Raw genomic sequence first — 13,246 nt, forward strand, 5'->3', positions numbered from 1 at the left:
GGTATTTAGCCGACTCAGTTTTGAGTTGACCTCCCAATTAATCCTGAATCGCTTTAACGAGTATCTAAAACCTTACTCCCTATCCCGGGGAAGCGACTGATGCCACTGGTCTGGACGCTGAGCCATCAAATGATGCGAAATTGCGTTCTCGTAAGCTAAAACTGATGGACAGTCCAGAATTGGACTTTCTAACGCGAAGACCTATACCATTGAGTTAATCAGGATTACCTTTTCCAAAAAGCGAAGGTCGACTCCTTCTAACGAGTCCACTACCAATGAGCGAAACAGATGGTCACCTAGCTATATAACTCTACTGTGGAATACGATCCTTGAGCGTTTGAAGATCATTTGAACCCACAAAACCAAGCTAATACAAAAATACCCCGGGTGTGGGTCAGACGCCCTAAGCTACCAATGATGGTTTGACAACGAAGGCCTGCAATGGTATGGCCTGGCAGGTGTAAAGTTTTTAACACCCTTGCCAATCAGTCTGTTGGTCAGGTAAAATCATTTTTAAGCGTAAGCTCTCATTCTGGATGAAGGTATTCTTCAAGAATAGCCTAAGCTTCTCTTGGGTGATGCCCTGCTATTAGATGAATGGTTTGGCTACGTCCATCCAGTCCTTAACTTGCGGTGTCTAACTCCACACCGTCATGATTGAACCACTACTTTTAGAACGCATCCTTGTGTCTTTGGCTAACACTCAATCGTCTTCTCTTTTAACGTTCAGACTACTTTTGGAAGACAAGTCTGAAGATACGAAGAGGACTTATTACGCCCTGCACAAAATAGAAACCTTAGAAAATGCAATTCTACTTCTGGGTTCTTTGAATCACGACTATGAGCAGTTACAAAGAGCCTTGATTGAAGCCCAGAAAGAGTATCAGGCCGTTCTTGAAGAAATTAACAACCGTCCCCCTCAACTATGTTAACTGGGCTATGTCTTAACCGATGCAACTATTGTTTTTGTGAGCCCGGTTTATGACACAAGCCAATACCTGTCCTTTTACCATCAAATTGCTCATGAACATTTGGGGCTGTTTATTCCCCCCTATCGGCTAAGGTTGGCATTTTGGCTTTCACTCTAAAGGACCGAAAATCGTTGCTGCTGATAAAAGGGGATAAGAAACGGCTAACAGCTTTATAGTTCATACCTAGCAGACCAAAGAATACGAACGCAGGTATAAAACAAAAAAGCCTACTCACCGTCGCGAGTAGGCTAATCTAAGGCCTATATGTCGTCACAAGTAGGTCTTAATGTTTAACTTCCTCAGTCTTCAAAGCCGCCACTCATCTGACCGATTCAGTGATACAAAACTATCTCTAAGAAGCCGCTTAGGTTGTACTCTTTCGATTAATGGATTGGTCATCACCATGAAAGGTAGATTTTACGCTGTTTTCTGCTCATTAAAGAAACGAGAATAGCAAGCTTCTACTAACCTTAAAGCCGCTAAAAAGCATTGAATTTATTACTTCCTACACGTTTAACACCCTTTTTACACGGTACCAGTAAGTACTTCCGGGATACTGTTTGATCAACGCAAAGCTACCTATTCCGTAAAAGCTCAAGCCCTTACTGAACTTCATTGGTAAGAAATTGAAGGTGATTGATTAATCGACAAAATTTCGATTTTCTTTAGTCCTCAACCGTCACAAACCTCCAGTTAACGTATCATAGGTGCAGCTCGTAGAATACTTGAGAAAAGAGCTGCTTTTAAGTCCTATTTCGCATTTTCAAGGTTGAAAATTGAGGTGCTCAGTGAGCATATGATTTGCATTGTAAGCCAAAAACTCTTTCGTGTTTCATGAAAGAGTTTTTTGATGCCTTTCCTGTTTCCTGGCTTATCATTAAATCATTTAGTAGTCGTAAGATCATAAAAAAACTCCCAGTCTAGGAAAGACTGGGAGAAGTAGCTACTCAGCCTTTCTTCCGTTCCGCCAAACGTAAGAAGGCATAGTTCGAATTTACATATTTTAAAGAATGTTTGTTAGATAGTACCCATAAATGGGTATATAATTTTTCAAAGGACTGTATTGACGCGAATAGTAGCCCTTAACGTTGCATTCACCTCAGGTTTGTGAGTTGCGATCCTTTATTCCTAGTGAGCCTGACTGTACAGAAATAAAGCAACCCAGGATAGCAGTACGCATAACACGTAAAGCGTGACCAATAGAGCGTTTTTAGAGATTATTTTCATAGTCATGAGGAAAAGCACAAAAATAACTAATTGGTTCTTAGCCCTTTAACCATTCAATAACCCAAAAAGCCACTCGTCAAAACCCGATTAAGTCATTATACGCAGTGACTGCTTCATCCTTAGATAAATTCATCTAATCGTCCACTTTCTTTCACGCGAAAACCCTTTTCCGTTTCCTGCACGGTTAATGCCTCATGCGTCGCGTCGTGATCAGAGACAAGGATCCAGTTTTCCTGAACCGCCTGTCGGAGAAATGCTTCTTTTTCCAGCATCGTCTGTAAAGGCCGCACGTCGTAACTCATCAGATAGTTGACCGGTACATGAGCCGCTGTAGGGATTAGGTCAGCTGTAAAAACGACCGTTTGCTGACCAAGCTGAATTTTCGGCAAGAGCATCTTTTCCGTGTGTCCATCCATGACCAGAAACTCAATGAACGGCCCAAACGTCTGCTTCTTTTCATCCAGAAACTGCAAGTGTCCCGACTGCTGAATCGGCTGTAGATTCTCCGTTAAAAAAGTAGCTTTCTCCCGAGGGTTAGGCCGCATCGCCCATTCCCAGTGCTCCCGATGAGCCCAGTACGTAGCATTAGGAAAAGTCAATTCGTACCCATCCCGTCGCTGATTCCACTGAACAGCACCGCCACAATGGTCAAAATGCAGATGGCTTGGAATCACATCGGTAATGGTTTCTGCTCCGAACCCGGCTTTTTCCAGCGAACCAATCAAGTCGCCCTCGCCGTGACGGTAATAGAAGCCCTGCCAACGGGCGTCCTGCTTATCACCCATACCGCAGTCAATCAGAATCCGCCGATTTTTAGTTTCAATCAGCAGACACCGCATGGCTAATGGAATGTGATTGTTTGAGTCGGCGGGAATCAGCCTTTCCCATAATACTTTCGGTACTACGCTAAACATGGCTCCGCCGTCTAACTTAAAATGGCCAGCATCGATTGTATGTAATTTCAAGGGCTTGTCGATTTAGAAGGCAAGGTAGCAAAAGCCCAGTGGTCAGTTATACGGACAGAGCATGATTCTTCAACCTCCAAACTGAACTTAATCGAGATTTAATTTATATTAACCTATTAGTAATCAGAAGTTTATTTAACTTTCATCGCTACAAACGTAAGAAGGCAATGAGCATATTATAACATTTATCATTTTTTGAATAATATTACTCGAAGTTTCATCCTAACAACTACGTTCATGAAGAAGTTACTCGCATTTACATTAGTGTTTGTAAGCCTGGTTCTTGCTACGCAAGCTCAGACGCCTGCTGAAGAAAAACTGAAGAAAGCCAAACAGGAAACAAAAGAGGCAAAAAACAAAGTCGATAAGGAAGCCAAAGAGGCGAAAGCAGACGTAAAAAAGGAGGCGAAAGAAGTAAAAGCAGAGGCGAAGGACGCTAAGGACAAAGCCGACAAAAAGGTAAAAGAAGCAAAGGAAGACGTTAAGAAAGAGACGAAACAAGCAAAGGACAATGTCGATAAGAAAGCGAAGGAAGTAAAATCCGACACCAAGAAAGCAGCCGATAAACTTTCGAAAAAAGACGAAGCTGAAGCCAGCCTGGCTACCCGTACGAAAATAGCCGGAGCGGACAAGTCGATTGGCAAAGATGCCAAAGGCCGTACGATTTACGTAGGTACCAAGGGTGGACAGTATTACATCAATTCCAGTGGTAACAAAACGTATTTGTCCGAAGACAGTAAATTGAAAATCTAGTTTTTTGTACCTATAAAAAAATCCCCGGCCCAAATCGGACCGGGGATTTTTTATGATCTTGTACGATTAACCAATCAGTGTGGCTGCCTTCTCAAGCACTTTGGGTAGACCGGATACGTCCGAACCCCCTGCGGTGGCAAAGAAAGGCTGACCACCACCGCCGCCTTTTACTTCCTTGGCCAGCTCACGAACCAATTGACCCGCATTCAGGCCGCGTTCCTTCACCAGATTTTCGGAAATCATCAGAGCCAGAGCCGGTTTGCCTCCTACTTCGGCTACCAGTAAAGCAAACAGGTTATCTACTTTATCTTTCAACTGATACGCCAGTTGTTTCAGGGCGTCAGCGTTGGGAGCTTCTACCTGTTCGGCCAGGAAATGAATACCGTTCCGCTGCTGTACTTTCTGAACCAGTGCTTCACGTACGGAACTTAGTTTTTCAATCTCCAGCGTCTCCACCCGTTTTTGTAAAGCTGCTTTTTCTTCCATCAGGGTCTGCACCGATTTCAGTACATCCTGCGTTTTCAGCAGCTCACGTAAGTGATTAAGCAGCGTCGATTGCTCCTCCAGTAACTGGAATGCTTTTTCCGAAGTGATGGCTTCGATCCGGCGGACACCCGTTGAAGAGGAGCTTTCCGAAACGATTTTGAACAGCCCAATCTCACCCGTAGCCGGGATGTGTGTCCCGCCACAAAGTTCAACGGAGTATTGAGGATCGAACGTAATTACCCGTACAAAATCGCCGTACTTCTCACCGAATAAGGCCGTAGCTCCGCGTTGGCGAGCTTCTTCAATGGGTACGTTGCGATCTTCCTGCAACGGAATATTCTCACGGATTTTTTCATTCACGCGTTGTTCCACCTGAGCGATCTCCTCGTCCGTCATTTTACTGAAGTGCGAGAAGTCGAACCGCAGTACATCCGGACTTACCAACGAACCCTTTTGAGCAACGTGCGAACCGAGTACTTCTTTCAACGCACTGTGCATCAGGTGCGTAGCGGTATGGTTTGAAGCGATGAGTTTACGACGGGAAGCATCCACGATCGCCCGTACGCTGGCCCCGTGTGCGTTCAGTTTTTCCTCAAATTCTTCATCTTCAATGACGTGAATGCTCAGGTCATTTTCTTTCTTCGTATCTACCACCAGTAGTTCAGCATTCGGCCAGGCCAGTACGCCGGTATCTCCTACCTGTCCACCAGACTCGGCGTAGAACGGCGTCTGATCCAGGACGACGTGATACTGCGTCTTTCCCTTGGCTTCGACTTTCCGATACTTTATAATCTGAGCGTCTGCTTCCGTTTGGTCGTAACCCAGGAATACGGTCTTACCGCCTTCCTGCAATTCGACCCAGTCCGATTTCTCAGTAGCGGCGTCTTTGCGGGAACGGCTTTTCTGCTCACCCAAAGCTTTCTGGTAACCCGCTTCATCGATCGAAAATCCTTTTTCACGAGCAATCAAGGCTGTTAAATCAACCGGAAAACCGAAGGTATCGTTGAGTTCAAAAACCGTAGCTCCGTCAATTACCTTACTCTCAGACTCCTGAGCCAGAATTTTATCCAGTAAAGTCAGTCCTTTTTCCAGCGTACGCAGGAATGCCGCTTCTTCTTCCTGAATTACTTTCGCTACAAAGTCTTTCTGAGCGATCAATTCCGGGAATACGCCGTCGAACTGGTCGGACAGTAAAGGAATCAGCGTATACAGAAAAGGCTCACGGAAGCCCAGATACGTATAACCGTATCGCACGGCACGGCGTAAAATCCGGCGAATTACGTAACCCGCCCGTACATTCGAAGGTAACTGCCCATCCGCAATGGCGAAGGCAATGGCCCGAATGTGGTCGGCAATGACCCGCATCGCAATATCAGCCCAGTTTTCCTGACCGTAGGTTTTACCTGCCGCTTTCGCGATAAAATCAATGGTACCCGTGAATACGTCGGTATCGTAGTTGGATTTTTTCTTCTGGATCGCCATGCAGAGCCGCTCGAAGCCCATACCCGTATCCACGTGGCGGGCGGGTAGCGGAACGAGCGAGCCATCGGCTTTCCGCTCGAACTGCATGAATACGTTATTCCAGATTTCCACCACTTGCGGGTGATCGGCATTCACCAGTGATTTTCCGGGCGTAGCATCTACTTCAGCCTGATCCCGTAAATCCACGTGAATTTCGGAACAGGGGCCACAGGGCCCTACTTCGCCCATTTCCCAGAAGTTATCTTTCTTATTGCCGAGAATGATCCGTTCGTCTCCACCCAGAATTTCTTTCCAGAGATCGAATGCTTCCTGATCAAAGGGTACGCCATCCTTTTCGTCACCTTCAAATACCGACACGTAGAGTCGTTCTTTCGGTAGCTTGTACACCTTTGTCAGCAACTCCCAGGACCAGTGCAAGGCTTCGTTTTTGAAGTAATCCCCAAACGACCAGTTACCCAGCATTTCGAACATGGTATGGTGGTAGGTATCAAAACCTACGTCTTCCAGGTCATTGTGCTTGCCCGAAACGCGAAGACATTTTTGCGTATCTACGATGCGTTTGGACGGTGGCGTAGCATTTCCCAGGAAAAAATCTTTAAACTGAGCCATTCCTGAGTTATTAAACATCAGGGTGGGATCATTTTTCGCCACTAAGGGGGCCGAAGGAACAATTAAATGGCCTTTTGATACAAAAAAATCAAGAAAAGCCTGCCGTATCTCTCTGGAAGTCATGGGGATATTCGTCAGTCATCAAGCTTCGTTATAAGCAACGAAACCACTTGGAATTGAGCCCGCAAAGGTAATTTAAAATTCCGGTCGGGCGAAAGCAGCAGGAAAGGGAAGCTCGGGGAAAGCCAAAGTTTTTTTTCGCTTGAAAACCAATTGGTTAGAAAAAAAAGAAAAAATTATCAGGAATATCCTACCTATTTTAAAAGAAAATACGGCATTTTTAAGCGTCTAATCCGGTCAGCCGGCCGGATTTTTTTACTCCCTAACCTTGCAGCAATAGCTATTTAACGAGTTTCTTCGTTTAAAGCATTGAGGCAGGGCTTTGGACTTTTGGGCTAGCAGCACCTTCAGCGGAACTTATACTATGCGGCGGTTATGACGGACGAGAAGCGGTACTATACGATACGAGAAGTAGCAGATATGTTTTCGTTTGATATCTCAAAAGTGAGGTATTGGACGGACAATTTCCCCACGCTCAAGAATAAAGTAAAGCGAAATCGGGGCGGCGACCGCATGTATACGAAAGAGGACATTCGACAGCTGGAAATAATCTATCAGCTTGTGGAAGAACGGGGGTATACGCTCAAAGGAGCCCGCAAGTATCTCGAAAATAAAGAGTTCAAACAGGAGGGTAATACTGAACTCGTTGATTCACTCCTCGAACTCCGCAAATTCCTGCTTGATCTGAAAGCCGCACTAGACGAAAAAGCCGGACGCCCCCGCAAGTTTGAAAAGTCCGAAACCGAAGAACCCGCTAACGAAAAAACTCTCCGACTGGCTCGCCAGCTCAAATAAATACAAAGCATCAAGTACTGAAAAGCCCGTGTCACCCACGGGCTTTTTTCGTGCCCATTCGCTAACGGTTCACTTTAAATGATCTCCTGAAAAAATAAGTGCTTAATTCAAATCTTTTTGGAGCATTTAAACGTTTTTATTGCTACACCTGAGTCCTTAATTTTCCAATGGCCGAATCTACCCCTCTTATTCAACGTATTTTACAATCGCTCTTTTTTCGCGAAGCACAAAAGAAAGCCAGTCGATCGGCTCGTAATCCAGCCTTTTTGCTCGATTTGATTACCAAAGTTCTGCGTACTTCCAACAAAGGAGCTATCATCCATGATGTACAGGAAAAGCTGGGTCTTCTGACCCGTCTGATTCGGGCCTATGCCAAGGGTGAGTACCGGCAGCTCCCCTGGAAGAGTGTGGTCCTGACGGTAGCCGTACTGATTTATTTTGTCAGTCCCATCGATGTCATCCCGGATTTGCTGCCCATTATCGGCTTTACCGACGATATCGCTTTACTGGTTTGGCTGTTTCGTACGATTTCGAATGATCTGGATACGTTTAAGGTTTGGGAAGCCGAACAAGCGATTCCAGTGGATCCTCAATAAGCCACGTTTCAACCCATGACCGAGAATAAAACCATGGGTTGCTACAGAATTTTTCAAAGGTAATTCTTAACTTTACATCCATTAATAAAGACATTCATCATGGAAATGGCAACAATTTTGGCGTTTAGCCTCGGTGGGCCCGAAATCGCCCTGATTATTTTTGCCTTTATTCTCCTCTTTGGAGCGAAGAAAATCCCTGAGCTGGCACGGGGCCTTGGAAAAGGTATTCGTGAGTTCAAGGACGCTAGCAAAGACGTTCGTAGCGAAATTGAAAAAGCAGGCGACGAAGCTAATAAATAGTCGTTTTTGTGTACACTCCAGGGCATAGTCACGTGACTAGGCCCTTTTGTTGTTTTTTAGCTAATCTCCAGATTTACCCCTCGTTTTGAAGTACTATTCCTCCTTCCGTTCGCTTCAGCAGGACTTACATCAGGGTACGGTTTCGTGCCGTGCTTTGGTTGATTATTACCTGAACCGTATTGACCAACAGGTTCATCTGAACGCTTTTCTGGCCGTGTATGCCGAAGAGGCTCGCCAGGAAGCTGCCCGTATTGATGCCAGACTGGCCGCAGGTACGGCTGGCAAGCTGGCCGGAATGGTGATCGGAATTAAAGATTTACTGTGTTATGCCAATCACGGCGTACACGGGGGAAGTCGTATTTTAAATGGTTTCGTTTCCCAGTTTACTGCCACGGCCGTTCAACGCTTGCTGGACGAAGATGCCATCATCATTGGTCGGCAGAACTGCGATGAATTCGGCATGGGTTCTTCCAACGAAAACTCCGCGTATGGTCCCGTGCTCAATGCCCGTGATGAAAGCCGCGTACCCGGTGGTTCTTCGGGTGGCTCAGCCGTAGCGGTACAGGCGGATTTATGCTTTGCTTCGATTGGTACGGATACCGGCGGATCGGTTCGACAACCGGCGGCTTTTTGTGGATTGGTTGGCTTGAAACCTACGTATGGCCGGGTATCCCGCTGGGGCTTGCTGGCGTATGCCTCTTCGTTTGATACGATTGGACCTATTACACGTTGCGTGGAAGATGCGGCTCTGATTCTGGAAGTTATGGCCGGAGCCGACGAGCAGGATAGCACAGTATCGCAACAACCCGTACCCGCGTACTCCGAAAAATTAGAAGCTGGCGGTCTGAAAAAAATCGGTTATTTTCGCGACAGTTTAGAGTCGGATGGGGTTGATGCATCGGTTAAAGCCGTTTTACGCCAAACCATTGATCGTTTAGAGGCGGAGGGACACACGGTAGTACCCGTTGATTTTCCGCTGGCTAAGTACTATCTGCCGACGTATTACATCCTGACAACAGCCGAGGTAAGTTCTAATCTCTCGCGGTACGATGGCGTTCGATACGGACACCGTAGTCCACAAGCCGTTGATCTGGATTCACTGTACCGACTTAGTCGTACGGAAGGCCTGGGAGCCGAAGCCCGCAAGCGTATTTTGCTGGGCACTTTTGTACTGAGTGCAAATTATTACGACGCGTACTACACCAAAGCTCAACGCGTTCGACGTTTAATAAAGGAAGAAATCGAGCAACATTTCGAGCAGGTTGATTTTCTGCTCTACCCCACTACCCCTTCGGTGGCGTTTCCGCTCGGTGAAAAATCTTCTGATCCATTGAAAGAGTTCCTGGCCGACATCTTTACGGTGCAGGCTAACGTAACGGGTGTACCCGCCCTTTCGCTACCCCTGGGTACCGATTCACAGGGAATGCCCGTCGGAATTCAGATTTTGGCCCCAGCCTTCGAAGAAGAAAAATTACTGGCTTTTGCTAATACCCTGGAAATCCAGGATCAGGCAGCGGTAAGCATTTAAATTCAATTCATTAGTAGCCATTTCCTTAGGGCTCTTGTAGCGAAGAGCACTAAGAATACTCCTTCTGCCTGCCTGAATCGAATGAAGTATGTTTCCTGAGTTTCGCGAAGAAACTCCTGTATAACCTAACAACAAACCCTTACTAGATGAGACCAATTCGAATCCTGACCATTGCGGCGGCGATTGCCTCATTCTCGATTTGTTCCGTAGGAGCACAGACCGATTCGACGAAAAACAGTACGCCTACCGTAGTGAAAGATTCCGTGCCACAAGTAGATTTCCAACTGGTGCACGAACGCATGGCCAAGCTGCAAAAAGAAATCCCTCTGAATCACAACGATGTAACCCATCAGTTTGTCGAGTTTTTTACCTTTCGTAAGCCTTCGTTTGTGAAGGAAATGTTGGAAAGAAAAGCCCTGTATTTCCCCATTTTCGAAAAGTACCTGGCCCAGTACGGCCTCCCCGATGAGTTGAAGTATCTTTCCCTCATTGAATCCCGTCTCGATCCTAAAATCATTTCCTACGCTGGAGCAGGTGGTCTGTGGCAATTCATGCCCAGCACCGGACGTATCGATTTTAAATTACGGATTGATAAATACGTTGATGAACGCTTCGACCCCTACAAAGCCACCGAAGCCGCCTGTAAGTACTTCCTGCAATTAGGTCGTATCTTTAATAACGACTGGGAAATGATGCTGGCATCGTACAATACCGGCCCCGGAAACGTAATGCGAGCCGTCCGCAAATCGGGTAAGCATACGTATTGGGAAGTCTATCCGCATTTACATAAGCAAACCCGCGGTTACGTTCCCCAATACGCAGCCATCGTGTACATGATGCACTACGCAGCCGATCACGGAATCAAACCCGACTCGATGCATACAGTGGTGGCATTCGATACGATTCACGTTAATTCGTACATGAATTTGCGGACCTTAGCTCAGGTCGGACAGTTTTCCTACGATAAGGTAAGACAACTGAATCCGCACATTCTGACGGATGTACTGCCGGAAGGCACGAAGGGTTATCCCGTTCGTTTGCCGAAGGAAGAGCTGAAGTATTTCTATGCTCACCGTCGAACCATCATGGATTCGGCTACGAACTACCCCGGTTCTCCACGCGTAATGCTGGCTTCCCATACATCGGATGAGGAAGAAACGTCAGGTACGGCTGTGAACGAAGATGTTGCACGTACGAAATCAAAACGGGTTTCGCACAAAGTACATCGTGGTGAGACGCTATCTTCCATTGCCCGCCGCTACCACGTAGCAAGCCAGGATCTGAAAGTCTGGAACCGGCTGGGTCACCATTCAAAAATCAAGGCGGGTCAACATCTAGTCGTTTACCAGCAAGTGAACGTACCTCAAACCCAGGTTGCTGTGGCTACGGTAAGCAAATCTGCCGCGGCTACCAGTCGTGACGAACGTCTGAGCAAAGCCCGTAAGTACCATACCGTACAACCCGGCGATACACTCTGGAAAATCTCACAACGTTACGGCGGTATTTCCATTGACAAGTTACGTAAGCTTAATGGAATCAAAGGTAACGCGGTACATCCCGGTCAGAAACTGTTAGTGATTTAACACGACCGATATTCCATCCCCTACTACTGAAACAAGCCACCGGACGATACGCCCCGTGGCTTGTTTTGCTCATCATCCCAGCAAATGATTGCTTATTTAGAAGGCAAGCTCACCTATAAAGAACCCGCGTACGCCATTATCGACGTTCAGGGCGTTGGATACGAAGTACGTATTTCCCTGCAAACGTATTCGGCTTTACCGGAGGTGAACGAACGTTGCCGTTTGTTTACGTATTTAAATATTCGGGAAGATGCCCACATCCTGTTCGCCTTTCAGGAAATGAGCGAAAAACAGCTCTTCCTGGATTTAGTTAGCGTATCAGGTATTGGCCCCAATACGGCTCTGGTGATGCTTTCTTCCCTTTCTTCAGTCGAAATCCGGCAGGCGATCATTACGGAAGATTTACGCGTGATCCAGGGTATCAAGGGCATTGGGGCAAAAACGGCCCAACGCGTCATTCTTGAACTCAAGGATAAACTCAAGAAAGATCACCTGGCTTCGGGAAGTATGACGACCAACCTGTTTCTCGGTCCCAACGCCGGAGCCCGTACCGACGCTATTTCGGCTTTGATTGTGATGGGTATCCCCCGTCCCGTTGCTGAAAAATCAGTCGATACCCTGCTGAAGAAAGATCCCAACGCCTCCGTTGAAGATCTGATCAAACAATCCCTCCGTTAGGCAAAACAGATCCGCGAAAATCTTTCCGAAACTTACCTTTCGGAAAGATTTTTTGCTTGAAAAAAAAGCGTTACTCCCTTAAAACAGAGTCGAATCAACCATTCACTACCATTTATCATTTCTTAATCGAATACAAGCGATAGCCTATCCCACTTTTTTTGCAATTTTACTTTTAGTTTTGGCGTTTAAGGATGCGGTAACCCAACACTTCGTTCCCCCGAAGTGCACACGCCTACTCTTTCAATAGATCATATTGCGAAGGACACTTTACCTAACAATGCGAATTTTCCAACCCGTTCGAAAGTCAGGAACCTATTCCCGGCGGCGGCGATGGATATCTGTACCAGGATTAGTAAAGGCTTTTTTGTTGTTTGGTGCAAGTACTGCGATGGCTCAGGCTCAGCAGATTCAACCCGACACGGCCCGCGTAGACACCTTGTACAGAACCAAAACCGGACGTCGACCTCTATTAAAAGTATCGGATCGTTTGGCCAGTCGGTTTAGTTATCGACTCCCGCAATCCCCTTTAATTCCACCTGATCCTAAAGACTTACAAACTCAGTTCCGGTTTAATCCGCTGGATCAGAAAATTACCATCAACGACGCGTTTAAAGTAGGCGACCGAACGATTCCGTACCGGCCCGGCGAAAACATCTCGCTGGACGAATACCTGCGAATTCAGAACAACGCTTCCTATCGGGACTTGATTCGTGAATACGCGGGTCGAAGCGACGGCAAAAGTGAAGTGACGGGTCGGGGGCTTTTCCCGAAAATCAAACTTTCTGATCCTTCACTGGACCGGATTTTCGGCTCCAACATCATCGACTTTTTACCCAATGGTTCGGTACTGCTCGATTTTGGTTATCTCCATCAGAATATCGACAATCCGGCGATTCCGGTACGACAGCGGCGAACGGGTAACTTCATTTTCAACGAACAGATTGCCGTAAATTTCGCCGGGAAAATTGGGGATAAGCTCAACCTGAATACCAATTTTGATACGAAAGCCGCCTTCAACTTCGAGAACAAACTCAAGCTTGGCTTTCGGAATCAGGAGGAAGACATTATCCAGCGGGTGGAAGCCGGAAATACGAGTTTTCGTACCAACAGTCAGCTGATTCCGGGCGTGAAAACCTGTTTGGAGCAAACGTAG

Annotated in this window: 11 protein-coding genes; 9 read left to right on the top strand and 2 right to left on the bottom strand. The window is 46.5% G+C overall.

From position 1 onward, the window contains the following. The first annotated feature begins 653 nt into the window (after positions 1-653). Positions 654-932 (top strand): hypothetical protein, encoded by a 279-nt coding sequence (locus BWI93_RS04565; RefSeq protein ID WP_094808968.1) that lies wholly within the window; start codon positions 654-656, stop codon positions 930-932. Between the two features lie 1,385 nt (positions 933-2,317). Here BWI93_RS04565 and BWI93_RS04570 read toward each other — a convergent pair. Beyond that, positions 2,318-3,163, bottom strand: a complete 846-nt coding sequence (locus tag BWI93_RS04570; RefSeq protein WP_094808969.1) for an MBL fold metallo-hydrolase — start codon at positions 3,161-3,163, stop codon at positions 2,318-2,320. Between the two features lie 237 nt (positions 3,164-3,400). Here BWI93_RS04570 and BWI93_RS04575 point away from each other — a divergent pair, with 237 nt between their 5' ends. Continuing rightward, a complete protein-coding gene (locus BWI93_RS04575) occupies positions 3,401-3,916 on the top strand; it encodes a hypothetical protein (RefSeq protein ID WP_094808970.1) in 516 nt (171 codons plus the stop codon). A gap of 66 nt (positions 3,917-3,982) precedes the next feature. On the opposite strand, the gene alaS is transcribed toward BWI93_RS04575, so the two are convergent. Next, positions 3,983-6,616, bottom strand: a complete 2,634-nt coding sequence (alaS, locus tag BWI93_RS04580) for an alanine--tRNA ligase (RefSeq protein WP_094808971.1) — start codon at positions 6,614-6,616, stop codon at positions 3,983-3,985. 372 nt (positions 6,617-6,988) lie between these two features. Between alaS and BWI93_RS04585 the strand changes: the two genes are divergently transcribed. From BWI93_RS04585 to BWI93_RS04615, 7 genes are all read left to right on the top strand, one after another. Continuing rightward, a complete protein-coding gene (locus BWI93_RS04585) occupies positions 6,989-7,408 on the top strand; it encodes a MerR family transcriptional regulator (protein WP_094808972.1) in 420 nt (139 codons plus the stop codon). A 167-nt stretch (positions 7,409-7,575) separates the two neighbouring features. Beyond that, positions 7,576-8,004: a YkvA family protein gene (locus BWI93_RS04590; RefSeq protein WP_094808973.1), complete on the top strand. Its 429-nt coding sequence runs from the start codon at positions 7,576-7,578 to the stop codon at positions 8,002-8,004. A 99-nt stretch (positions 8,005-8,103) separates the two neighbouring features. Continuing rightward, positions 8,104-8,304: a twin-arginine translocase TatA/TatE family subunit gene (locus BWI93_RS04595; RefSeq protein ID WP_094808974.1), complete on the top strand. Its 201-nt coding sequence runs from the start codon at positions 8,104-8,106 to the stop codon at positions 8,302-8,304. A gap of 85 nt (positions 8,305-8,389) precedes the next feature. Beyond that, positions 8,390-9,832, top strand: coding sequence for an Asp-tRNA(Asn)/Glu-tRNA(Gln) amidotransferase subunit GatA (gene gatA, locus BWI93_RS04600; protein ID WP_094808975.1), 1,443 nt, complete (start codon positions 8,390-8,392; stop codon positions 9,830-9,832). Positions 9,833-9,978: 146 nt separating this feature from the next. Beyond that, the gene (locus BWI93_RS04605) at positions 9,979-11,415 is read left to right on the top strand and encodes a lytic transglycosylase domain-containing protein (protein ID WP_094808976.1); all 1,437 of its coding nucleotides are present in this window, start codon (positions 9,979-9,981) and stop codon (positions 11,413-11,415) included. Positions 11,416-11,499: 84 nt separating this feature from the next. Beyond that, entirely contained in the window at positions 11,500-12,093 is a 594-nt protein-coding gene (gene ruvA / locus BWI93_RS04610; RefSeq protein WP_094808977.1) for a Holliday junction branch migration protein RuvA, read from the top strand. Positions 12,094-12,370: 277 nt separating this feature from the next. Then, a complete protein-coding gene (locus BWI93_RS04615; RefSeq protein ID WP_141217355.1) occupies positions 12,371-13,246 on the top strand; it encodes a hypothetical protein in 876 nt (291 codons plus the stop codon).

The organism is Siphonobacter sp. BAB-5385, from assembly GCF_002261125.1.
Taxonomy (GTDB): domain Bacteria; phylum Bacteroidota; class Bacteroidia; order Cytophagales; family Spirosomataceae; genus Siphonobacter.

What these genes read in the sequence shown, in the direction of transcription:
- BWI93_RS04565 (WP_094808968.1), top strand. Translation starts at nt 654, where the DNA reads ATGATTGAACCACTACTTTTAGAACGCATCCTTGTGTCTTTGGCTAAC.
- alaS (WP_094808971.1), bottom strand. Translation starts at nt 6,616, where the DNA reads ATGACTTCCAGAGAGATACGGCAGGCTTTTCTTGATTTTTTTGTATCA.
- BWI93_RS04585 (WP_094808972.1), top strand. Translation starts at nt 6,989, where the DNA reads ATGACGGACGAGAAGCGGTACTATACGATACGAGAAGTAGCAGATATG.
- BWI93_RS04595 (WP_094808974.1), top strand. Translation starts at nt 8,104, where the DNA reads ATGGAAATGGCAACAATTTTGGCGTTTAGCCTCGGTGGGCCCGAAATC.
- BWI93_RS04605 (WP_094808976.1), top strand. Translation starts at nt 9,979, where the DNA reads ATGAGACCAATTCGAATCCTGACCATTGCGGCGGCGATTGCCTCATTC.
- BWI93_RS04590 (WP_094808973.1), top strand. Translation starts at nt 7,576, where the DNA reads ATGGCCGAATCTACCCCTCTTATTCAACGTATTTTACAATCGCTCTTT.
- ruvA (WP_094808977.1), top strand. Translation starts at nt 11,500, where the DNA reads ATGATTGCTTATTTAGAAGGCAAGCTCACCTATAAAGAACCCGCGTAC.
- BWI93_RS04575 (WP_094808970.1), top strand. Translation starts at nt 3,401, where the DNA reads ATGAAGAAGTTACTCGCATTTACATTAGTGTTTGTAAGCCTGGTTCTT.
- BWI93_RS04615 (WP_141217355.1), top strand. Translation starts at nt 12,371, where the DNA reads ATGCGAATTTTCCAACCCGTTCGAAAGTCAGGAACCTATTCCCGGCGG.